Source organism: Paenibacillus sp. NPDC056722 (assembly GCF_042790635.1).
Classification (GTDB): domain Bacteria; phylum Bacillota; class Bacilli; order Paenibacillales; family Paenibacillaceae; genus Paenibacillus_AQ; species Paenibacillus_AQ agri.
Map to the genome: position 1 here is coordinate 280,893 of NZ_JBHTYV010000001.1, position 21,971 is coordinate 302,863.

Consider the following 21,971-nt stretch of genomic DNA (forward strand, 5'->3'; position numbering starts at 1 on the left):
AACCCTCTCTTTATTAATTCCTCTTTATTGTAACATCTCCAATACTAGCTAACTGACCTTTCATTCAGTTAAGACAATAAAGAAGGAGAAACGTATTTTCCCTTCTTTATTGTCTTAATTCGCTTGAATATAATGAATCTCATTTTTCTATTCAGAGTCAATATTTTAATTACCATTTTTCTAAACTTTTAATGGCATCCCCTTTTCTTTTATACCCTTTTTTTCTTCAAACATGTCAAACATACTTCTTCTAGTTTCATCAAAATGTAAATTGTATTCAATTGGTTCGTAAATTTGATAGTATCTTTTTTTTGAGAAAAGGTTTCCACCTATTGTGTCGGTATCAAGCTCCACTACCAAAGAATTGTAATCTAAATTATAGTAATCTTTATAAACGTGAGTGGGGTCGGGGAAGTTATTTACATACTTATCGTTATATTCAGGTTTGAAATAATTTATAAGAGCTGCTTCGGTAATTGTTATCATTTGATTGTTTAATCGTATACTTTGAGGCGAATTTAAAACATTCATCATATGCACGTTATCATTTTCTTCACTCGTCAAATAATTATTACTGATTCCATCAAATGTGGCTAACAGCCTTGGTGTAAATTCCCACATAGAGATAGCGACATCTCTAACAGGTTCATCAAACATTATATCTGCCAATATTTGCTGCAAAGTACTGTGAGCCTTTAAACGATCTTTTGCATATCTATTACCGTCAGTGCCGTACGACTGGCCCACATATAATATCTCACAATCTAACGGATTTTTGGTATGCTTTAAATACAATGGAAGGGCTCTTATCCGAGAACCATGTCCTTTTTCATTTATAATTGAGATTGTTTTTAAAGGTTTATCAAATTCAATTGTCAATTTCGTGTAATCATATTCGCTCTTTTTTAATATTTGGAATAGTTCCACATGTTCTTCCGCCTCTGTTTTTACACTTATCCCAACACTAACGCTGTCTTGGGTTACGATCAGAGTTTCTTCTACAAACCTTAGTTTAGGAACTAAATGGATCATATAAATATGGTAATCCCGTTCAAATTTCATTTTTTTCATATCATTTGGATAAAAGATGGTTGCATGCGAACTATAAGTGTGCAATCCAAATTCAGAAATAAATTTGCGTTTTGGTTTGTTCAAGCAACATTTTTTGTATTTTATTCCACTTCCGCAAGAACAGGGGTCATTTCTTTCTATTTTTTTTGCTGTAGACATATTAGTGCACTCCTAAAATTTGGATTTGTTTATACATCTGATACTACAATATAAAACGAAAATCCACTACTATCTTTTAATATTCACGCCACCTATAGACGGTAACATGATATATTTATTTGTTGAGCTTTCCACTACTTCCTTCTAATCGTCACATCATCTTAATACTAATTGTGTGTAATTCATAAACAGCCATCTTCTCTTGTCAATGCTGATTTTGTATTCTTTTCCCAAGTTTGAATTCATCGTTTCCTGTTTGAGGTGAATTCACTACAATTCAAAGTCCTCCAAAGCGTCATCCTGAGTTTCCTGAAAGAGGCCTATGTACCTCAAAGTCACCTTTTCTTCATCGTGGTTGAAGTGATCCATTAGTAACGCTATGTCCTTCATTTTAAGATAAATTTTGAATCCGAATGTCTTTCTCATCGAGTGCGTACCTACGTCTTTGAGTCCGAATTCAGCAGCAGCATTCCGAATAATCTTATAGGCTATATTTCGAGTGATCGGGGAAGGTTTCCTGCCGTTTCTATTTCGGGATGGGAATAGGTAGTCAGCATCCGACATGTTAGAAATATAAAGATCCAACTCTCTTCGTAATGATTTACAGATAAGAACCATCTTCACTTTTCCTGTTTTCTTCTGTCGGATTGTAATGTGTGTCTCCTTTACATCTTTTACCTTCAATCTGAGGATATCAGATATTCTGTAGCCGGTGCTTATTCCAATGAGAAATAAAATGTAGTTTTTGGGATTCTGCTCTTTTAGATACTCTTTGATCTCATTCAGTTTTACCGGGTCACGTATTGGCTGCACGAATTTCATTTGATCCCCTCCTCTATTTGGTTAAGGAATTGTTTCCTGTGCAAAATAAAAAGCGCCAAAGGCGCTTCAGATACGTTTACTCTTTTTAAGTTTATTACTGAACTGTTGAGTTAACTCCGTTCTACGATTTATAGCGAATTCGGAAAATTCCATGAGATTCTTTTTGATCTCTTCTACCATAGTATATGTATTTTCGCTTCTCCCCGATATTAAAGATCTTGATATCTTGTTAAGAGTCTCTCTTACTTCTTTATACAGAATATCAGCCTTTTCAAAGGTTACATTATCTATACTCGAAGAAAGCTTATACGTAGTATTTAGCATATCTATTATTTCATTTTCAATCTCTCCGCGTTTATCATGATCATATTGTTTCACAGAAATTAATTCTCTAAACTTAATAAACATGTTAGAGGCTCGTATACTAAGTTCGAGAAGATTACTTACGCGACCGGGAAACTTATCTAGTTCCTTGTCTTTTTCTTGTCTTTTCAGCGTCCAACTTATTCCCCATAAAGTAAACAGTCCGCCAATTAAACTACCAGAAATACCGATGAGGCCGGAATAAAATTTCTCGCTTGTTATAATGTCTAATAAAAAATCCATTAACGACTCCCCTTTATATCTGATACAGAATCATACGCGTGTGTGCATGTAAGGTTTCATCAGAGGATGAGTATAGAAGAATCATAAAAACAGCCGATAATGCTTGAGAATAGAACTCTTATCAAGAGTTCTCCTTAGTACTCCCCCCCGCAGAGGGCCATCGACTGTTTTTATAATGTCCGGAAATCATTTGTGTTTCCGGACTGAACGCTCTCGATCCATATCTTTCACCGCTGAGATCACGGTTGCCCAGGAGTTAAGGGTATGAGCTGCGGTTGTGTATGCCCGTCACAGATTGCCGCAACCAGATATGGAGTGTTTCCAGAAGTCTCTTGCTTCCTTGTTTTTATATTAATTGATATGTAGTGTGCTTACGCTGCGGATATTCATGTCAACAGATATTAATAATTCAAATGGTTCAGAAAAAAAGGTATTCATGTCTTTTATTAAATCCAAAACGCTTAAGTAAGGCCAATTCGTGTTGACTTTTAGCTGAGATACTCCTATAAATAAGAACTATTTCTGAGTCTAAAGTTTGAAGGTTGAGGGTATCGGCCAAGGTTTGTTTTTGCTTATCATCAATGTCCGAATCTAAAATGAATTGGAGTGTATAAATTATAGTTGCAATGTATCTTTGAATATTGAAATCATCAAGCTCACCTTTTAAATATTCTTCATTATGTGAATGAGAAAAAAACAATCCATCCAACGCTTCTGTACCCCTAAGCACCTCACCATTTAAACGAGTCTTATATTTGTCTAAAACATAATTCTTTATACTTATAAGATTATTGACATTACTCTGAATAAGTTGATAACTTGTTAATTGTTGTTGTCGTTCAAGTTGATTTGTCGTCTCCTTGGACGAGTCACTTTGCTCTTTCATCTCCTTTAATTGTAGCTCTAGCGTTCGATATTGTAGTGCAAGGTCCTTTCGCTGGAGCATTATAGTAAATATTAATCCTGCAAATGCAAGTCCAGAAAACAAAGCGTTCACGGCCCCGAACATATCTCCGAATGTCCCGCCATCATCCTTTAACCAAATCCCAGTAAATAAATTAATTACCCATAACAGCACAACAGTAACTATAAGCCAAATCATCGGCTTATACGTGTTACCTACTTCTTTTTGTTTGTCTTCCAAAATAAGGTTCCTCCTTTAATTAGTTTGACTTAGAAGTTCGACAACACATTTCAAGTTCCTTCAAATCATTTGCTTTATTAAATGTTTGGTACATGCAAAAACCGATCCAGGTATCTCTCCTTCGCGGTTGTGTACATTTATTCTCATGACTGTTCCTCTAACAAACGACGGAAGTCCTTAATTTTTTCATCGTTCATCTCGCTGTTAAATTCCTGGACCATTCTTTCGAGCATGTCTTCACTGAACATTCCGGTTGCGCTTGTCAATGGTATCAATTTCTCTCTAAATACGAGTAATTCTTTTGTTTCTTCTATCCCACCGGCCATTAAGCAATACTGTCTAACCGTTTGAGTAGTTACTTGGAATGTTTTAGCGAGCGTTGTCAATTCATTTCTTAATTCAGGAGCGAAATCTAACAACAATCCATTTTCCATACCGAATCTCCTATACCTAACGATTATTGAGCGATCTAAGGCCGATTTCCCCTTCTTTGCTTCGTCCTCTTCCATAATCGATAGTAACATAATCCAACGTGCCGTTGAAGAGAAGTGTATTCGCCAGGGAAGCAATGGCTTTTCGGCGTTTATCCGCAAGTGTGGTTGCTTCGATGCCGTAGGCTACTTTCTTATATCCTCTTCTCATATATTCTACTGCTTCTTTGTATCGGTACTTCCGATCTCCGACAAAGAGTAGCTCAATGATCTTGTTCTCGTGAGGATCTATGATGTTTGCTGCCGCATGTCTTACGGCTTCTGTAATGCGCTTGTACAATAGGTAGTTGATATGCCGTTGTTCCTTTGCGATAAGGACGTTTGCTGGCAGATTGGAGATGTGATCGCTTGTCCCAAGGCGTTTCACTGCTCCCTCCACTCCAGCCATATCCAGTTCATTCATGCCGTTCTCTAGTCGTTGTTGCAGAGCGAATTCATAATCCTCTACAAGTCCTTGTATGGTTCTGTATTTGTTAAGCAGCCAGGTGGTTTTGCGAATATCCTCGCTGTCTGGGTTTTCAAAAAACTGCACCTGGTATATCTTCGATATCTTAACAACGTCATCTTTGGGGTTGTGTTCGTTATCTAAGACTGTAGGCATTAACTCAATCATTGTTAAAACTCCTCTCCGGCAGTATTAGATATTTACTGTCAGTATAGAGTGAATTTCATACGGTCTTACTACGGATAAATCAGTTTCAGTTATACCGTAGGCTTCGCGTCCTAGGCGTAGGCACTCTTCCAGATCTTTATCTATGAGATCGTAATCATCTATTAAGAGTGAGTCATCGTTTGATTTTGCACAAACTACTGTAAAGTGTTTATTGGCTGACATTGTTTGGACCTCATTTTAGAAAAAGGATTTGTGAACCTGAATATTGAATTAATAATAAGTGATGAAAATATTATAGAGGAGTTGCCTAATGTCTAACTTACCTTATATATCTAAATCAGAATTCAGAAGTATGCTTAGTCATCAATACGAAGCAATAAAAGAGTTTGGATGGAGTGACCTAATCTCCTTGATTGGTTTAGAAAATCACATCCCATGCCAAGCAGGAGTATTGATACTTAAAAACAAGGATAAAGAAATTATATACATCTCAGCCACCAATGATATGCCGCGGAGACTTGGAGAACTGTTGTATAAATCCGATGGTAGATTTGATGATACAGCTTATGTTCAATTCACTCTTGAGCGAGAAAAAATTATGCGTTTTGGCAAAAAATCCGATTTCAAAAACCTGCTCAAATTCTTTGAGGTGGGCGAAGAAAATTTAGTAAACGTGCTTGAAGATAATGATCCAAGAATTATTGAACAGGATAAAGAACTCGCCGAATATATGGAACAACAGCGACGCTATTTCCTCTAGCAGATAAATTGTAATCTCGCACACTGAAACCTTTGAATGCCCCTCTCATTGAAGAGGGGTATTCAAAGGTTTCAACAATGATTCAGTCTTTAATGGGTGACTCATTAGGATTGATTACCTCTAATTTGTCTAAACGCACAGTGTGTACAGCCACACCATTTCTGTCATATACATCAGCCCAATGCCCACTATCGTTTTGGAATACGCATCTAACTGTACCTTTGGTTAACTTGTGAACATCACCTGTGTATCTAACTCTGTCTTGGCGTTTGATGTCTGGCTGTACTGGTGTGGGGTCGAAATGTCCCGAACCAACATAATCAGTAACATCTTTGAATCCTTCGGCTGTACCTTTGAAAAAGGATGGGAATTTCATTCCCAAATCTTCGTTATTCAATGCCTTTTCGCGTGTACTCAGAAGAATTAGATTACCTGCAATGCCGGTTCATTCTCCAAAGCATACTCACGTTGTCCTGCAAATAGAGGCTGGAGCAGACATGAAAAATATTCAAGGAGATTAGGGCATGGTAGCGTTCAAATAACGTCAGATATTTATGCTCACATTTCGAAGAAGATAGAAGAAGACAATATGAGCAGATTCGAAACCCGCTCCCAAAACGTCCTCGAAAAAAAAAATAATATGTGGGCATTTTGTGGGCATCCACATTCCCACCACAAGAAAAACATATCCTCCCACAAACAAAAAAACCCCCAACGCTCACGCGTCAGGGGCTGCTTCATTCTAGTAAAGAGTCATGTATTGATCTCTTTCCCATTGGTGCACTTGCGTACGATAGATATCCCACTCGATTTCTTTAAGCTCGTAGAAGTGAGCCAGTGCGTGCTCGCCGAGTGCTTCGGTGATCACTTGGCTGCGAATGAGTTCGCTTAGTGCTTCTTTCAAGTCGGATGGCAAGCTAGGAATGCCTTCTTCGATACGCTCTTCTTCGGACATCACATAGATGTTACGGTCGATTGGAGCTGGAAGCTCAAGCTGACGCTTGATGCCATCAAGGCCTGCCTTCAACATTACAGCAAGTGCAAGGTAAGGGTTAGCAGCAGGGTCCGGGTTACGAACCTCTACGCGTGTGCTGAGACCTCTTGAAGCCGGGATACGGATCATCGGACTGCGGTTACTTGCAGACCATGCCACGTAACAAGGGGCTTCATAGCCAGGAACCAGACGCTTGTAAGAGTTCACAGTCGGGTTGGTGATTGCGGCAAAAGCACGTGCGTGCTTCAGGATGCCCGCCATGTAATAACGTGCGGTTTTGCTGAGACCCAGCGTGTCGCTCTCGTCATAGAACATGTTCTCGTTGCCTTTGAACAACGATTGGTGAGCGTGCATACCGGAACCGTTCATTCCGAACAGCGGTTTCGGCATAAAGGTTGCGTGCAGACCATGTTGACGGGCAACAGTCTTCACAACAAGCTTGAAAGTTTGAATTTGGTCAGCCGCTTTGATGGCGTCTGCATATTTGAAGTCAATCTCATGCTGGCCGGAAGCCACTTCATGGTGGGAAGCTTCGATCTCAAAGCCCATTTCTTCCAGGGTCAAGACGATTTCGCGACGGCAGTTTTCGCCAAGGTCCATAGGTGCCAAGTCGAAGTATCCGCCGTGGTCGTTAAGTTCCATGGTCGGATTACCCTTCTCATCTGTCTTGAACAGGAAGAATTCCGGTTCTGGACCAACGTTCATGGAAGTGAAGCCGAGTTCTTCCGCTTCCTGTAGACAGCGCTTGAGGATGCCACGCGGGTCACCTGCAAACGGAGTACCATCCGGCATGTAGACATCACAGATCAGACGTGCTACACGGCTGTCAGTTACCCAAGGGAAAATTACCCAAGTGCTAAGGTCAGGATACAGATACATGTCAGACTCTTCGATACGTACATAACCTTCAATGGAAGAACCATCGAACATCATTTTATTGTCGAGCGCTTTTTCCAATTGGCTTACAGGAATCTCAACGTTTTTGATAGTACCCAGCAAATCGGTGAACTGAAGACGAATGAAACGAACATTTTCTTCTTTGGAAATACGCAGAATATCTTCTTTAGTAAAGCTCACAATAACCTCTCCCTTTCACGTATCTTTATATTATTTATTGAAAAACCGGGATAACTCACCTTGAATGAGAGATACTTGTCCCGGTCTTTTTCCGGAAACGAGCTCTTGCTTCAATAAGCGGTGAAGCTGGGAATCGGACAACTCTCTGCGTTTTACCTCTGTATCAGGAGTAATGACAGTCGCCTCTTCGGATTCCTTGGAGACAGGATTCATAACCTGCTTAATCCCGGCGATATTAACGCCCTTCTCAATCAAAGCCTTAATCTCCAGTAGACGTTCTACATCGTTAAAAGAGAACAAACGCTGGTTGCCGGAAGTACGCGCTGGTACAATCAGGCTGTGCTGCTCATAATAGCGAATCTGCCTTGCCGACAAATCGGTTAGCTTCATTACAATCCCTATAGGAAATAATGCCATATTTCTGCGGATTTCATCACCCATGACTCATCCAACCTTCCAATGATCTTTTTCTATTTATCATTGTACATTCCCTAATCCAGCGCGTCAATAGTATGTTAGATAAACTTACAACAATTTACGATCTTTCATACTCTGTAAAGCCATCAGCACGCCATATTTCACGTGGGAATAGGTCAAACCGCCTTGCATATAGCCAATATATGGTGCACGGATCGGCGCATCGGCCGATAATTCCAGACTGCCGCCTTGAATGAACGTACCTGCCGCCATAATGACAGGATGTTCATAACCTGGCATGTCCCATGGTTCAGGAACCACATGGCTGTCAACAGCCGCAGCGCGCTGAATCCCTTGAACAAAGGCAATCAGATGATCAGGTCCGTCAAAAGCCACAGCCTGAATAAGGTCCGTACGGGGTTCATTCCACGCTGGTTTTGTCTCGAAGCCGCAGCGGGCAAACACGGAAGCTGCGAAAATACTGCCTTTAACCGCTTGTCCCACCGTATGCGGGGCCAGGAACAGGCCTTGATACAGGCCGCGGGTGGTTCCTAGCATCGCCCCCACCTCACCGCCGATGCCTGGTGCAGTCAGCCGGTACGCGGCTAATTCAACGAGCTCTCTGCGTCCACAAATATAGCCGCCAGTCTCGGCAATGCCGCCTCCAGGATTTTTAATGAGTGAACCAGCAATAAGATCTGCACCAACCTGCGTCGGCTCCAGTTCCTCCGTAAATTCACCATAGCAATTGTCCACAAAGACAATTACATCCGGCTTCAGCTCCTTCACCTTCCGCACCATCTCACCGATCTGAGACACCGTGAAGGATGAGCGCCAGTCATACCCGCGTGAACGCTGAATGCCGATGGCCTTGGTATTGTCATTAATGGACAGTGCCACCTCATCCCAGTCTACCCCGCCCTCTGGTGTCAATGCAACTTCACCGTAACCAATGCCAAAGTCTGCAAGTGAACCTGTTCCGTCGCCGGTTTTGCCAATGACCTTGTGTAAAGTATCATACGGAGTGCCTGTGATATAGAGTAGCTCATCCCCCGGTCGCAGCACGCCAAATAGAGCCGTGGAAATGGTATGCGTACCGGAAGCAAAATGAGGCCGAACTAGCGCCGCCTCCGCACCGAATACATCGGCATACACAAGATCCAGCACCTCACGGCCCCGGTCATTATAAGCATAGCCAGTAGAAGCGGCAAAATGGTAGTCACTAACTTGATGACGCTGAAACGCCTCAATGATCTTCCATTGATTCTTGTCCACAATTCGTTCCAGGTTCTTTACTGCACTTTCGATTTCAAGCTCTGCGGCTTCTGCCGCCTGTAAAATATCCTCTGCAAATGCTGCCATGTTTCTCTGCTCTCTCCTTACATTTACTTGCCATTAAAATAACAGGAAGCGACAGTTGCCTGACGCTTTCCTGAGCAATACTTATATTCATTTTACTGCGGGTCCACAAAATCAGCCAGCATGTAGCCCCATTTTGCATAATCTTCTTTATTCAGACGAACGGTGTACAGAATATCATTCTCATCAAAACCCTGTTCCAGCACCTCACCGACCCTGTACAACACGGAGGTCAGATCTCCCCGTTCACCAGGAATACGGAAGGTCACCGTATCTCCAGCCAGTTCATCGGCAATCACCTGTGTGATGTGGGCCAAATCCTCAGAATTGAACGCACTGATCTTCAAGTACCCGTCTCCCGACGGCAGCATTTCGAGCTGACCCGGTTCACAGATATCGGATTTGTTAAACAGTACAATTTGCGGTTTGCCCGCTGCGCCGAGATCTTGCAAAATACTCTGCACAACATCCATCTGCTCCTCCCGCATCGGCGAAGACGCGTCAACCACATGCAGCACCAGATTAGCTTCGTTCACTTCTTCCAGTGTCGCCCGGAAAGAAGCAACGAGATCATGGGGCAGGTTCTGGATAAAACCAACCGTGTCGGTAAGCACGACTTCCTTGCCGCCAGGAAGCTGAAGAACCCTGGAGGTAGGATCAAGTGTGGCGAACAATTGGTTCTCGATATAAACATCCGCGTCCGTGAGCTGTTTTAGCAGTGTGGACTTCCCGGCGTTCGTATATCCCACCAAAGCCACCTGCACGGCTCCACTCTTCCGGCGGCGTTCGCGGTGCAGCTCGCGTGTCTTAACAACCTCATCCAGTTGGCGTTTCAGTTCGGTAATCCGGTCACGGATATGACGACGGTCGGTCTCCAGCTTGCTTTCCCCTGGCCCTCTCGTCCCGATACCGCCGCCCAGTCTGGACAGGTTCTTACCATGCCCGGACAGACGAGGCAACAAGTACGATAACTGGGCAAGCTCTACCTGGATAATTCCCTCTCGTGTCTTCGCCCGTCCAGCAAAAATATCCAGAATCAACTGGGTCCGGTCGATAATCTTGAGGTCCAGCGCTTCCTCCAGATTGCGGACCTGAGCGCCTGACAGCTCCTGATCGAAGATAGCAGTGTTGGCCCCTAAGCCGTCTGCCGCCATGCGCAGCTCCTCCACCTTACCTTTGCCGATGAACCATCTGGGGTCGGGGGTTTCCTTGTTTTGACGAAGCACATCCAGCACCTCGACCCCGGCGGTCTCCGCTAATTGAACCAGTTCCTGCAGGGATAACTCAGGGTCAACACCAGTGCGCTTGATTTTGTCCGTAACGAGGCTGACCAGAATCGCCCGGTCTTGTACTTCCGTTGTTGTATTATGTGTTGCGATTGCCATGTATACTTTACTCCTTATGCCCGTTTCGGTATTCCTGTCCGCCCACTCAGGCTCTACAGCTTGAAGTCCTCTGTTCGCAGTGTCATTAGCTCCTGCTTGCCGGGACTATTGTTCTCATACTGGTACAAGAGCCTTACTGCCTGGCTGCGGACTGCTTTCTCAATTGCATTACGCACATATCTTGCATTACTGAACGCATGAAGACTTTCGGTCTTCTCCAGCAGCAAATGCTGCTTTAGTTTGAGTATCGCCTGCGGCATCAAAATATAATCGCGTTCTTTGGCCATCAGCCCCGCGATCTCAAGCAACTGATCGATGGTATAGTCGGGAAACTCAACCTGAATCGGGAACCGGGAAGGGAGTCCCGGATTGCTCATCAGAAAATAATCGATCTCGCCGGAGTATCCGGCCAAGATGAGAATAAACTGACTGCGGTGATCCTCCATCGATTTTACAAGTGTGTCGATCGCTTCCTTACCAAAATCCTTGTCTCCACCACGGGCAAGACTATAGGCTTCATCGATAAAAAGAATGCCGCCGAGCGCCTTCTTGACCAGGTCCCTCGTCTTTTGCGCAGTATGCCCGATATATTCGCCCACCAGATCGGCTCTTTCTACTTCAATCAGATGCCCCTTGCTCAGCACACCCATCCGCTGAAAGAGTTTTGCCACAATACGTGCGACAGTTGTCTTACCAGTACCAGGGTTGCCCTTAAACACCATATGATAGGCCTGCCCGCTGCTGGCAAGACCTGCCTCGGTGCGCATCTGGGCGATCTGAAGCAGCGCGTAAATTTCAAATACCAGTTCCTTAATGTTATCCAGTCCAACCAGTCCGTCCAGTTCACGGCTTAATTCCTGGAACAGGCTGTTATGGCTGTGAATTTTCGCGGGTGCCGCCTCCGGCTCCTCTGCCGTGCTGCCCATGGCAACAGGCTCCTGATTGCGCAAGACGATGTTAATTTGCCGGGACGGTCTGCCTTCCTCCCGCCCGCTTGCCGCCGCTACGCGTCCGTTCATCGGTTTCACCTCATTATCCAGGGCTGACTTGCTCTAAACAAGTCTATTCCTGCTGACGGGGTGATATTAGCAGTTTCGGGATTTTCCCTTTATTCAAAGAAACAACTGCTGAATCTTCCATTTGGTATAGGCCAGTACCTCACGCGATTTGTTCCAGGGCATGGACATCACGCGGGATTCTGTCAGTCCTAGCTCCGGTTTGTCGTAACCAAGAGCATCTGCTATTTCCCTAGCTCGTGACCCATGATAGGTATGCGTAATGATGATAGAAGTAGTGAAACCTTCTTTTTTCATAATCTCGCGGCTAAACAGTAGATTCTCATACGTACTGGTCGCTGCATTTTCAATCAGAATATCGCCTTCCGGGACGCCTGCACCAACCAAATAATTACGCATTCCCTCAGCTTCGGTGTACTTGTACTCCGGCCGGTCTAGTCCTCCAGATACAATAAAACGGGGGAACATCCCGTTATGGTAAAGCTTGAGCCCGTAATCGAGGCGCTCCTTCAAGCCTGGGCTCGGCTCATCACCCCACATGGACATTCCAAGAACGATCCCCACATCTGCTTTATGCATGGGGACCGTCGACTTGGCGCGGTTAATATTCCATAGTGCAAAACCACTCCATAGCAGCCCCAGTACGATCAAGATAGCCAGTCCAATCAAGAACGGTCCCTTAAAACGGAACCGCCGTCTTTTAGATACTACCCGGATCGGGGATGAGCCTTTTCCGTAGACGTACCAATCCATTTGTCATTTCCTCCTGAACTCTCCGTGATGAAATAATTCCGCGCGATGCTTCAGGGAGAGGGAGAAATAAGGAAAAGCATGCGCGTCTATACTTCGTAAAATCGTATTCGCTGTGGTCCAGGCCTGGTTATAATCACTGTCCGAAATGTCCCCTCGTTCCAGCGCTTCCTCCAGCTCATCTTCATCCAGCAAGAACACTTCCCCGTTCCAGAGCACCACAACATCCAGGTACAGATCATCGAACCAGGGCACACCCTGATCGGTGACACCCTGCACTTTACAGGTATCGATGTACCATTGAACGATATTTTGCCGCTCATCGAACATAGCCGTGACGATATAATGGCTATCCTTGGGGAAATATTGCAGCCAGGAATACCCTTTGTCAGCAATACGGTATGTATGCCGGCCATAGCTTTTCCACAGTGGTTCTTTCAGCCCATAAATAGTGTACAGCGTAATATAACCACTGAACTCCCGGCTCTCCACATAGCGGCAAGCAAAATGGCGGCGCGTAATCCGGCGCCAGTTGGCCCGGTCTCCGAATTTACGTTTCATAAGAAATAACCCTCTCCATTATGGTGTCTTCAGCTTACCACATTTAGGAGATACACTCAAAGGAAGACAAGTGAACAGTATTCCTGTTATATCCATAACTGATGTATGTTAAGTACTGTTATTGGTTAATTAATCATTTTTGTTATTTAATGTTTATCCGTTTTCGATATAAAAAAAGGCTATCCAGAAATTCTGGATAACCTTTCATACAACACTGCATTTTAAGCTGACACTTGGCATTTCTGTGTAACTTATTAATCTGGACATCATGAATCATTATTTTACTGTTTCTTCTGTACCATTATATCTATTTGCTTGTTTCGCATTTACCCGACCCGCAAGCGAACCAACGAAGGAAAGGGCGAACCCAACCGAAGCAATGATATACAGCATTTGAATCCCCAGGGTATCCGCTATCCAGCCAGATAACAATAAAGAAACACCATATAGAATTGAGGTAAGTGACGATTGAGCGGAAAATAACGGCGGGAGCTCTGAAGTGGGGACACTAGTCTGGTAAGAAGTTCGCTCCGCCAAATTCTTTATAGCCTGGAAAGCCCCTATGGCGAACATGATGCCGAGCGTCACCACTGGGCTAGTAGAGAAACTGAAGCCTAGTGTTAGCGCAGCAACGAAGCCGCTGCCTACAGTCAGCATAACACCAAGATTCCACTTTTCGTCCGTCAAACGACTCATCAAAATGCTTATGAGGACGAATCCACCTAAATTAGCGCCGTTCATCCATCCCCACCATACTTCGCCTACATGTAGCCGTTCATTTACAAATACGAGCAATAGCGCTCCAGCAAATGCCCCTCTAAATAAGCCTTCCCAAAAATCCATCCATAACAAGACACGTAACTTGGGTAACGTAAAATAAATCCGCCATCCCTCTTGAAGTGATTGTCCCCAAGAAACTACTGGTGCTTGGTCCATGTTGATTCTGACTTCTTTGATCATCGCGGATGATATGCAAGCACCCCCTAATAGCAGTGTTGACAGGAGCAACACTTGGCTGGCACCGAGCCAACTAACCGTGATGGATCCGAACGCCCAACCTGCCAGAGAACAAGTCTCTACAACACCCGCGAGTACGCTGTTCGCTTTAAGCAACGAAGTTTCAGGTACGGTTAGCGCAATAAGCGACGACCTGACAGGACCTGCTACACCCTCCAGAATAGATATCCCGAACACCATCCCGACCAATACAGCAATATTGGGATTCTCATTACCCATTAACAGCATGTATATGGTGAGTAAGCCCAAGCCAAGTGTTTGCCCGCCAAGACTAGAGGTAAGTAGGCGGTTCAATCGCAGTTTACGCATAATAACAGGAGCTGCTACGCTACCAACTGTCATACCGGCAACTCTGAGCAGTGGATACAAAGCCGTTATGGTAGCCGAACCAGAAAGATGATAAAGCGTGACGACTAGCGCCAAAATATACCAGATGTCTCCTAAAGTAGATAGAGCCTGACTAAGCCAGAGTCTATGAAATGATTGTGTAAGCAATGGACTCATCCTTCCCTATATTCAGTTGTATTCAGGAAAAGGAATGAGAATTTACAACGGTCTGCCTCCGATCAAAAATGAAAAAGATTGTTCCATTGTAGCATTTTTCATTCACAATTGCATTCCTTCTGGCAAAAAAAGAACCCCGGCAGTGCGTACACCCCCTCCTAATGAGGGAGCACGGCACAACCAGGGTTCTGGGACTTCTATTCAGTTGCCCACAAGAACCAGCCTCTTAAGGCGCAGTTAAGCCATCCGTCCCCGTACCCGCTTCATGGTCGGTATTGGTCGGGGCACCTGTGTCGACACCAGCATTAGCCGGATTGCCAGGTTCAGTTGTAGCCGCTGGCGGTGGTGTCGTTATAGGCGGAGGCGTCGGAATTGGCGGCAGTGTACTCTCAGGCGGAACAACCGTTCCACTGTTATTTCCACCATTACCGTTATCACCGCCCTGATCTCCACCTCCATTATTTCCTCCTTGGTCATCTCCACCGTTACCCGGCGTTTCGACAGGAACATTAGGATCAGGTGTGATCGTAGGTTCTGGAGTCGGTTCTTCATCCTCCACATAGACGGAGACCGTACTCGATGCCGGACCTTCTGTACCCAGCTCAGGATAATACGCCGTTACATAATATTCATAGGTCAGACCTGGCATCGCGCTGATGTCTCCTACCCCTGCAGTTGTTGTGCTCAGTACGGAACTGAAGTTCGCCTCCGAGGTCTCCTTGCGGTAAATACGATACTCTACACCCGCAGTAGATACGGCATTCCAGCTGAGATTCACCGTCAACGTAGAAGGATCATACTGGGCGGAAAGGCCGGTAACCGCCTGTATAGTTTCCGGAGTCGGTGTAGGCTCCAGGTTAACGATATTATCCGGCCGCGGGAACGTCTTCTTCGGCACATCTCGCAGCGCTTCTTTCATGACTTTACCCCAGAATGCTGCTGCCAGCGGACTGCTGTTCTTGAGCAGATGCTTCTTGCTTGGTTTGTCATACCCCATCCAGACGGCTGCCGTCCATTCCGGAGTATAACCGACGAACCAGACATCACGGTTTGAGCTGATACCAGGGTATCCGCTTTGGGTCGTACCGGTCTTGCCGGCTACCGGACGGTCAATTCTGGCCTTTTTACCCGTTCCGCTTTCAACAACCTTCTGCATCATATCGGTCATCTGGTAGGCGGTACTTTCTTTCATGACCCGCGTAGGTGTCGTATTGGCCTTGAATTTGGTTTCTCCACTGCTATCTGTAATCGACTTGATTGAGTAAGCATCGCGGATTTCACCACCGTTGGCAAAAGCGCTGTATGCTTGCGCCATCTCCAGCGTATTAGTACCCTTGCTCATGCCCCCAAGTGCCAGTGAAAGGTTCTTGTCTTCATCGGTGAGGTCAATCCCCATTTTCTTGGCGAATTGGAAGCCTGTATTCACCCCGATTTCATTCAGCAGCCATACCGCCGGAATATTCTCCGACTTCTGCAAGGCATCGCTCATGTTGATCGTGTTGGAATATCCATGCAGATTGTTCGGACAGTATTTGCCGAAACACTGCTTCACATTGCTGAGCAAGGAATTCTCGTTGAATTTGCCAGTCTCCAATGCCGGCGCGTATGAGACCAGCGGCTTGAAGGCTGAACCTGGTGAACGACGGCTTGCGGTTACCCGGCTATAGCCTTTTTTCTCATAGTTCCGGCCACCAAGCAGAGCAACAATACTTCCGTTCTCCTGGTTGATGATGGTCATCGAGCCTTGCACTAGATCTTCATCCACACTTTTCTCAAAGTTAGAGCTGTCGGCAAAGGCATCCTCTACCGTTTCTTGCGCGTGCTTATCCATAGTAGTGTAGATCTTATATCCGCCGATATTCAGATCATCCTCAGTCAGTCCATATTTATCTTCTGCTTCATCCACTACATAGTCAATGAAAGCCTGATAGCGTTGCTTCGTTTCCGGCGGCTTGTAGTTGTAGTCCACTACTTTGGCTTCGTCCCGCTCTTGTTCGGTAATATACCCCTGCTCATACATGAGCTGCAGCACAACCGCACGACGTTCCTTGGACAAATCCGGATTGCGGAGCGGATTATATCGGGAAGGACCTTTAGGCATAGCCGCCAAGGTTGCCATCTGCCAGATTTTCAGCTGACTAAGATCACTTTGGCCGAAATAACGGATCGAAGCAGCCTTGATACCATACACTGTACCACCGAAGTTAATCCGGTTCAGATAGAGTGTAATAATATCTTCCTTCGTCTTCTGATTCTCTAGTGCGACAGCGATGGAGACCTCTGTTGCTTTTCGGAAAAAGGTCTTATCCCGTGTTAAAAAGATGTTCTTGGCGAGCTGCTGCGTAATCGTACTACCGCCCTCCACCATGCTCCGTGCGGCAATATCCTTGACTGCGGCACGGCCGATGGACCATAGATCCACCCCGCTATGCTCGAAGAATCGTCTGTCCTCGGTAGCTACAAACGCATCAATCAGCAGCTTCGGAATCTTGTCATACTCCACCGGATCACTTTTCTCAAAGGCCAGTTCGCCAATAATGTTCGCATTTCGGTCATAGATTTTGGTTGTTGGGTTTACGGTCAGCTTGTCTTCGTTCTCCTGCAGCAGCTTCTCTCCGTTCAGCATAATGAAGAGGTAACCACCCAACGCACAAAAAATAGCTAGTGCTGTTGCAAAAAACAAACTCCATAATACACGTTTTTTGGTAAGAAACTTTTTCTTCTTTGCATTTGTCTTCGGTTTGGATGACGTCGGCGTTCTGTCTCTATTCCGATTCGTCCTTGACATTTCATCTTTAGACATGGTGCCTCCTGACTCCCTTTAAGGAAAAAAATCGTGAATGCCTTCCTGAATGAAAAGAACAACCTTCTCAGGTTGCTCCTTCTCACTCTTTATTCAACGCTGTATACACAAAAAGGTTTCACTTCTGTTGTTTAAAATCTGCCAGGCAGATTAATCAAGCACACGCTCGCTCGTTATTCCTCGTTGCTGTTATCCTGCATCAAGGACACGCTGCGTTGCGGTGTGAAGGTAGAAATGGCATGCTTGTACACCATTTGCTGACGGCCATCGCTGTCAATGACAATGGTGAAATTGTCGAATGCTTTAATGATGCCCCGGATTTGAAAACCGTTGGTCAAATATACTGTAGCAGGGATATTCTCTTTGCGTAGTTGGTTCAAGAACGTATCTTGGATGTTAATGGACTTGTTCATATGACGTACCCCCAATGGTTCAATTAGATTGTTTAGAAGTATATTCGAGACCTGAGAGAAACTTTCCTGCTATTATATCACGGATCATCCCCCTTCATCAATGGAGGATGCACGGGGTAAAACAGGGGCTTATTTTATCGGTCAAGGATATATTCATCACTTCTGGATTAAAGCGGATAAATTCAATTACAGTACTTAATCTCTTAAAAGATGGCTCCCCCTTAATGTGTTGTACTCATACATTATAAGCCTATTGTAATCCTTGGTCCAATTGTCGGACGACAGCTGACCCAAGTTCCTCACAAAGTATTGATTTCGACCTCGCCTTCCTATTCTCCTTCTTCAATTCACATGGAAACCGATCCCGCTTAAATAAATCCGACTACACTGCCCGCTCAAACTGGCTAACATACAATTCATGATAGACACCATGAAGCTTAAGCAGCTGCTCATGGGGACCTTGTTCGACAATCCGGCCGCTCTGGATAACCAGGATACGGTCCGCATCCTGAATTGTACTCAGTCTGTGCGCAATGACAAAGCTGGTGCGTCCCTGCATGAGAGTCTTCATGGCTTGCTGAATCTGCATCTCCGTACGGGTATCAACGCTACTTGTAGCTTCATCCAAAATCAAGATAGCCGGATCAGCGAGAATAGCGCGTGCAATCGTCAGCAATTGGCGTTGTCCATGGCTCAAATTGCTGCCTTCCGTCTCCAGCATTGTATCATAGCCATGCGGAAGCCTTGCGATAAAATCGGCGGCATTGGCCAGTCTTGCGGCTTCCTCAACCTCTTTGTCAGTGGCCTCAAGGCGTCCAAAACGAATGTTCTCGCGTATCGTCCCTGAGAATACATGAGCGTCTTGCAGAACCATCCCGATCTGGCTGCGAAGCCCACGCTTGTTCAGCTTCCGAATGTCAAAGCCATCAATGGTAATAGAACCGTCCGTCCTCTCGTAAAACCGGGTAAGCAGGTTAACGATCGTCGTCTTACCCGATCCAGTCGGCCCGACAATGGCCACTTTTTCGCCGGGCATGGCTTGAAAGGTCACCCCGTTCAAAATTGGCGAATCTGCCTTGTAACTGAAGGATACGTCACGGAAGTCAACTTTCCCGGTCAAGATCGGACATTCCGTCTCTTTCACTTCTGCTGATTCGGATTCCGACGGTAAATCTAACACCTCAAACACACGCTCCGCCCCCGCAATGGCAGACTGGATCAGATTGTACTGGTTGGCCAGTTCTGAGATCGGACGCCCGAATTGCTTGGAATAATTCAGGAAGCTTACGATAATCCCGACCGTGGCCAGCCCATGGTAAGCCATCCAGCCACCGGTACCCGCAATGATTGCAAAGCCCAGATTATTAATAAGGTTCATAACCGGCCCTACAAGTCCAGATACAATCTGTGCTTTGATACCGACTTTGTTCAGCTTATGACTGATTCCGCGAAACCGCTCTGTCTCAATACCTTCTCTAACATATTGTTTAACGACCTTTTGTCCACTGATCGTCTCCTCAATAAACCCGTTAAGCTCGCCCAAATGCCGCTGCTGATCCTTAAAATAGATTCGGCTCAATCCGGCGATTTTGCGGCTGCTTACGAGAACAAGAGGAATTGTTAACAGTGCCACGACCGTAAGCGGAACATTCAGGGTGAGCATAATGACCAACGATCCACTCAACGTAATGAGACTGTTCAGAAGCTGAGTCACACTCTGATTTAGCGTATTCGATACATTCTCGATATCGTTGGTTGCCCTGCTCATCAGCTCTCCGCGAGCATGTGTATCAAAAAATTGTACCGATAATTCCTGGTACTTGGCGAATAAATCACGCCGGAGTTCAAGCACTGTATTTTGCGACACTGCCGTCATAACATAGGCCTGCACCCAGGCAACCAGACTGGACAGCCCGTAAATCCCCAGCAGGAGAATGCTAAAGCGAACCAGCAAATTATATTCACGTGGAATAACGGCGACGTCTATCGCCTTGCCCAGCAGGAACGGTGCAACCAACGACAACACTGCATTCAGCACAGTGAAAATGTACACCACGATCAATCCGCCGCGTTGACGGTTTAAATAAGCCCAGATGCGTCTAATGGTGGCACTCCGGTTCTTAGCACGAACGATAGGCACGGCAGGCCCGCCTCCTCCATGACCTCTGCCGAAGGCGCCCGGAGGGCCGGATACCTGTGCCGATGTACGATTATGGGGACTGGACATTACGATGCCTCCTCTTTCTTCAACTGCGATTGCCGGATCTCCTGGTAAACTTCTGAGGTTCGCAGAAGTTCTTCATGTGTACCCTGAGCAGCGATTACACCATTTTCCAAAATCAGAATTCGATCAGCATCAACGACAGACGACACGCGTTGCGTAATCAGAATGTTCGTGCTGCTCCCCATCTGCTGACTGAGCCGCTTACGAATTCGAGACTCAGTTACCGCATCAAGCGCACTGGTGCTGTCATCCATAATTAAAATGGTAGGCTTAATCAGCAGTGCCCGCGCAATAGATAGACGCTGCTGCTGTCCACCGGATAGATTAATCCCACGTTGACCCAGTACAGTATCGTAGCCTTCAGGAAGTCCCATAATAAATCCATCTGCTTCCGCAGCAATGGCCGCCTGCTTAACTTCCTCATCCGTAGCATCAGGCCGGCCATAGCGGATATTATCGCGGATAGTTCCACTGAACAAAATCGTTTGCTGCATGACAAATCCGATGTTTTTGCGCAGATGCTTCAGGTCAATTCTTCGAATGTCTGAGCCGTCGATTGTAATAGAACCTGACGACACCTCATAGATCCGCGACATGAGGCTAACTAGTGTCGACTTGCCCGCACCGGTGCCCCCAAGGATTGCGACCGTTTCACCAGGTTTAGCCGTAAATGAAATATCCTCCAGCACAAGATTCTCATCATTTGAATCATAAGCAAATGAGACCTTGTTAAACTCAACCTGACCGACATGAACAGCATTTGTTAGGCTGTCATGCGAATTCGCGATTTCATTCGTTGTTGCGAGCACTTCGCTTACACGATCCCCGGATACTTTTGCCCGCGAGATGAATGTGAGCATATTACTCAGCATCAGCATCGACATCAGAAGCTGGGTCACATAGTTTATAAAAGCTATCAAATCGCCGATAGGCAATCCGTGATTCCAGTTTGCCAGTCCCCCAAACCAAAGAACCGCAACAATGCTGACATTCAGCACCAGCATCATGAGCGGTAAATTGAGGGACATCAGCCGTGTAACCTTAATCGCCGTCTCGGTATAATCCTTATTCGCCTCGTTGAACCGCTTCTGCTCATGCTCACCGCGAACAAAGGCCTTAATGACCCGGATCCCCGATAGATTTTCCTGCAGCACCGTGTTGACTCCATCGAGCTTGATCTGCATTTTGCTAAACAACGGGAAAGAAAACCGGATCAGTACATAAAGCAGTACAAACAACAGCGGAACCGAGACAAGCAGGATAAGTGTCAATGAAGGACTGATGCGAATCGCCATAACCAAACTACCGATAAGTAGCAGTGGTGAACGGACCAGCGAGCGCAGAATGATCTGAACAAACGTCTGTAGCTGCACCACATCGTTCGTCAGACGGGTAATCAGCGATCCGGTCTTCAGCTTATCCAGATTTCGATTTGAAAAAGATTGTACTTGTTCAAACAGCCGAATCCGCAGATCGTTACCGAAATTTTGCGATGCGATACTTGAAAAAATAGTACATCCCACACCACCAATCAGACCAATAAAGGCTACGCCCAGCATGGTCAGACCCGTCGAAACAATATGCGTCAAATCATTCTTCATTATGCCTTTGTCCACAATGCTTGCCATCAGTGTAGGTTGAAGCAAATCCATAAACACTTCAACAACCATCAGAAGGGGTGCCAGCACGCACCATAGCCAGTAAGGCTTAATAAAACTCTTTAGCTTTAACATCTTTTCACCTGATTTCTGAAACTCTTGTTCTGCGGGTTAAACGAAAACAAAA

At 45.4% G+C, this 21,971-nt stretch carries 21 protein-coding genes; 1 reads left to right on the forward strand and 20 read right to left on the reverse strand.

Annotation, left to right across the window (positions count from 1 at the left end):
• Nucleotides 1–180 precede the first annotated feature (180 nt).
• The 7 genes from ACFRAM_RS01380 to ACFRAM_RS01410 all read right to left on the reverse strand — a co-directional run bounded on the left by ACFRAM_RS01380 (nucleotide 181) and on the right by ACFRAM_RS01410 (nucleotide 5,128).
• Nucleotides 181–1,230, reverse strand: a complete 1,050-nt coding sequence (locus ACFRAM_RS01380; protein ID WP_379464230.1) for a YecA family protein — start codon at nucleotides 1,228–1,230, stop codon at nucleotides 181–183.
• Between the two features lie 270 nt (nucleotides 1,231–1,500).
• The gene (locus ACFRAM_RS01385) at nucleotides 1,501–2,052 is read right to left on the reverse strand and encodes a tyrosine-type recombinase/integrase (RefSeq protein ID WP_379464231.1); all 552 of its coding nucleotides are present in this window, start codon (nucleotides 2,050–2,052) and stop codon (nucleotides 1,501–1,503) included.
• Nucleotides 2,053–2,118: 66 nt separating this feature from the next.
• Nucleotides 2,119–2,658: a hypothetical protein gene (locus tag ACFRAM_RS01390; protein ID WP_379464232.1), complete on the reverse strand. Its 540-nt coding sequence runs from the start codon at nucleotides 2,656–2,658 to the stop codon at nucleotides 2,119–2,121.
• A gap of 418 nt (nucleotides 2,659–3,076) precedes the next feature.
• Nucleotides 3,077–3,802, reverse strand: a complete 726-nt coding sequence (locus ACFRAM_RS01395) for a hypothetical protein (RefSeq protein ID WP_379464233.1) — start codon at nucleotides 3,800–3,802, stop codon at nucleotides 3,077–3,079.
• Between the two features lie 143 nt (nucleotides 3,803–3,945).
• On the reverse strand, nucleotides 3,946–4,236 hold the full coding sequence (locus ACFRAM_RS01400) for a hypothetical protein (protein WP_379464234.1): 291 nt from the start codon (nucleotides 4,234–4,236) through the stop codon (nucleotides 3,946–3,948).
• A gap of 16 nt (nucleotides 4,237–4,252) precedes the next feature.
• On the reverse strand, nucleotides 4,253–4,906 hold the full coding sequence (locus ACFRAM_RS01405; protein WP_379464235.1) for a hypothetical protein: 654 nt from the start codon (nucleotides 4,904–4,906) through the stop codon (nucleotides 4,253–4,255).
• A gap of 24 nt (nucleotides 4,907–4,930) precedes the next feature.
• On the reverse strand, nucleotides 4,931–5,128 hold the full coding sequence (locus ACFRAM_RS01410) for a hypothetical protein (RefSeq protein WP_379464236.1): 198 nt from the start codon (nucleotides 5,126–5,128) through the stop codon (nucleotides 4,931–4,933).
• Between the two features lie 88 nt (nucleotides 5,129–5,216).
• On the opposite strand from ACFRAM_RS01410, the gene ACFRAM_RS01415 reads away from it, so the two are divergent.
• Nucleotides 5,217–5,666 (forward strand): hypothetical protein, encoded by a 450-nt coding sequence (locus ACFRAM_RS01415; protein WP_379464237.1) that lies wholly within the window; start codon nucleotides 5,217–5,219, stop codon nucleotides 5,664–5,666.
• Nucleotides 5,667–5,748: 82 nt separating this feature from the next.
• On the opposite strand, the gene ACFRAM_RS01420 is transcribed toward ACFRAM_RS01415, so the two are convergent.
• From ACFRAM_RS01420 to ACFRAM_RS01480, 13 genes are all read right to left on the reverse strand, one after another.
• The gene (locus tag ACFRAM_RS01420; protein ID WP_379464238.1) at nucleotides 5,749–6,063 is read right to left on the reverse strand and encodes a hypothetical protein; all 315 of its coding nucleotides are present in this window, start codon (nucleotides 6,061–6,063) and stop codon (nucleotides 5,749–5,751) included.
• Nucleotides 6,064–6,408: 345 nt separating this feature from the next.
• The gene (glnA, locus tag ACFRAM_RS01425; protein WP_066361711.1) at nucleotides 6,409–7,737 is read right to left on the reverse strand and encodes a type I glutamate--ammonia ligase; all 1,329 of its coding nucleotides are present in this window, start codon (nucleotides 7,735–7,737) and stop codon (nucleotides 6,409–6,411) included.
• Between the two features lie 30 nt (nucleotides 7,738–7,767).
• Complete coding sequence (locus ACFRAM_RS01430) at nucleotides 7,768–8,178, reverse strand: MerR family transcriptional regulator (protein WP_066361713.1); 411 nt, start codon at nucleotides 8,176–8,178, stop codon at nucleotides 7,768–7,770.
• Nucleotides 8,179–8,262: 84 nt separating this feature from the next.
• Nucleotides 8,263–9,516 carry a methionine gamma-lyase family protein gene (locus ACFRAM_RS01435; protein WP_379464239.1) on the reverse strand — a complete coding sequence of 418 codons (1,254 nt, stop codon included), beginning with the start codon at nucleotides 9,514–9,516 and terminating at the stop codon, nucleotides 8,263–8,265.
• 92 nt (nucleotides 9,517–9,608) lie between these two features.
• Nucleotides 9,609–10,898, reverse strand: coding sequence for a GTPase HflX (gene hflX, locus ACFRAM_RS01440; protein WP_379464240.1), 1,290 nt, complete (start codon nucleotides 10,896–10,898; stop codon nucleotides 9,609–9,611).
• A 53-nt stretch (nucleotides 10,899–10,951) separates the two neighbouring features.
• Nucleotides 10,952–11,917: an AAA family ATPase gene (locus ACFRAM_RS01445; protein WP_379464241.1), complete on the reverse strand. Its 966-nt coding sequence runs from the start codon at nucleotides 11,915–11,917 to the stop codon at nucleotides 10,952–10,954.
• A gap of 93 nt (nucleotides 11,918–12,010) precedes the next feature.
• The gene (locus tag ACFRAM_RS01450) at nucleotides 12,011–12,667 is read right to left on the reverse strand and encodes a YdcF family protein (RefSeq protein WP_379464242.1); all 657 of its coding nucleotides are present in this window, start codon (nucleotides 12,665–12,667) and stop codon (nucleotides 12,011–12,013) included.
• Between the two features lie 3 nt (nucleotides 12,668–12,670).
• A complete protein-coding gene (locus ACFRAM_RS01455; RefSeq protein WP_175373284.1) occupies nucleotides 12,671–13,225 on the reverse strand; it encodes a ribonuclease FAU-1 family protein in 555 nt (184 codons plus the stop codon).
• Nucleotides 13,226–13,501: 276 nt separating this feature from the next.
• Nucleotides 13,502–14,746 (reverse strand): MFS transporter, encoded by a 1,245-nt coding sequence (locus ACFRAM_RS01460; protein ID WP_379464243.1) that lies wholly within the window; start codon nucleotides 14,744–14,746, stop codon nucleotides 13,502–13,504.
• A gap of 226 nt (nucleotides 14,747–14,972) precedes the next feature.
• Nucleotides 14,973–17,549, reverse strand: coding sequence for a transglycosylase domain-containing protein (locus ACFRAM_RS01465; RefSeq protein WP_379464244.1), 2,577 nt, complete (start codon nucleotides 17,547–17,549; stop codon nucleotides 14,973–14,975).
• A gap of 173 nt (nucleotides 17,550–17,722) precedes the next feature.
• A complete protein-coding gene (hfq, locus tag ACFRAM_RS01470; RefSeq protein WP_042128368.1) occupies nucleotides 17,723–17,962 on the reverse strand; it encodes an RNA chaperone Hfq in 240 nt (79 codons plus the stop codon).
• 382 nt (nucleotides 17,963–18,344) lie between these two features.
• Entirely contained in the window at nucleotides 18,345–20,189 is a 1,845-nt protein-coding gene (locus ACFRAM_RS01475) for an ABC transporter ATP-binding protein (RefSeq protein ID WP_379464245.1), read from the reverse strand.
• Nucleotides 20,189–21,919 carry an ABC transporter ATP-binding protein gene (locus ACFRAM_RS01480; RefSeq protein WP_379464246.1) on the reverse strand — a complete coding sequence of 577 codons (1,731 nt, stop codon included), beginning with the start codon at nucleotides 21,917–21,919 and terminating at the stop codon, nucleotides 20,189–20,191. The genes ACFRAM_RS01475 and ACFRAM_RS01480 overlap by 1 nt, the downstream gene beginning before the upstream one ends.
• Nucleotides 21,920–21,971 lie beyond the last annotated feature (52 nt).

What these genes read in the sequence shown, in the direction of transcription:
- ACFRAM_RS01380 (WP_379464230.1), bottom strand. Translation starts at nt 1,230, where the DNA reads ATGTCTACAGCAAAAAAAATAGAAAGAAATGACCCCTGTTCTTGCGGA.
- ACFRAM_RS01385 (WP_379464231.1), bottom strand. Translation starts at nt 2,052, where the DNA reads ATGAAATTCGTGCAGCCAATACGTGACCCGGTAAAACTGAATGAGATC.
- ACFRAM_RS01390 (WP_379464232.1), bottom strand. Translation starts at nt 2,658, where the DNA reads ATGGATTTTTTATTAGACATTATAACAAGCGAGAAATTTTATTCCGGC.
- ACFRAM_RS01400 (WP_379464234.1), bottom strand. Translation starts at nt 4,236, where the DNA reads ATGGAAAATGGATTGTTGTTAGATTTCGCTCCTGAATTAAGAAATGAA.
- ACFRAM_RS01405 (WP_379464235.1), bottom strand. Translation starts at nt 4,906, where the DNA reads ATGATTGAGTTAATGCCTACAGTCTTAGATAACGAACACAACCCCAAA.
- ACFRAM_RS01410 (WP_379464236.1), bottom strand. Translation starts at nt 5,128, where the DNA reads ATGTCAGCCAATAAACACTTTACAGTAGTTTGTGCAAAATCAAACGAT.
- ACFRAM_RS01415 (WP_379464237.1), top strand. Translation starts at nt 5,217, where the DNA reads ATGTCTAACTTACCTTATATATCTAAATCAGAATTCAGAAGTATGCTT.
- ACFRAM_RS01430 (WP_066361713.1), bottom strand. Translation starts at nt 8,178, where the DNA reads ATGGGTGATGAAATCCGCAGAAATATGGCATTATTTCCTATAGGGATT.
- ACFRAM_RS01435 (WP_379464239.1), bottom strand. Translation starts at nt 9,516, where the DNA reads ATGGCAGCATTTGCAGAGGATATTTTACAGGCGGCAGAAGCCGCAGAG.
- hflX (WP_379464240.1), bottom strand. Translation starts at nt 10,898, where the DNA reads ATGGCAATCGCAACACATAATACAACAACGGAAGTACAAGACCGGGCG.
- ACFRAM_RS01445 (WP_379464241.1), bottom strand. Translation starts at nt 11,917, where the DNA reads ATGAACGGACGCGTAGCGGCGGCAAGCGGGCGGGAGGAAGGCAGACCG.
- ACFRAM_RS01450 (WP_379464242.1), bottom strand. Translation starts at nt 12,667, where the DNA reads ATGGATTGGTACGTCTACGGAAAAGGCTCATCCCCGATCCGGGTAGTA.
- ACFRAM_RS01455 (WP_175373284.1), bottom strand. Translation starts at nt 13,225, where the DNA reads ATGAAACGTAAATTCGGAGACCGGGCCAACTGGCGCCGGATTACGCGC.
- ACFRAM_RS01460 (WP_379464243.1), bottom strand. Translation starts at nt 14,746, where the DNA reads ATGAGTCCATTGCTTACACAATCATTTCATAGACTCTGGCTTAGTCAG.
- ACFRAM_RS01465 (WP_379464244.1), bottom strand. Translation starts at nt 17,549, where the DNA reads ATGTCTAAAGATGAAATGTCAAGGACGAATCGGAATAGAGACAGAACG.
- hfq (WP_042128368.1), bottom strand. Translation starts at nt 17,962, where the DNA reads ATGAACAAGTCCATTAACATCCAAGATACGTTCTTGAACCAACTACGC.
- ACFRAM_RS01475 (WP_379464245.1), bottom strand. Translation starts at nt 20,189, where the DNA reads ATGTCCAGTCCCCATAATCGTACATCGGCACAGGTATCCGGCCCTCCG.
- ACFRAM_RS01480 (WP_379464246.1), bottom strand. Translation starts at nt 21,919, where the DNA reads ATGTTAAAGCTAAAGAGTTTTATTAAGCCTTACTGGCTATGGTGCGTG.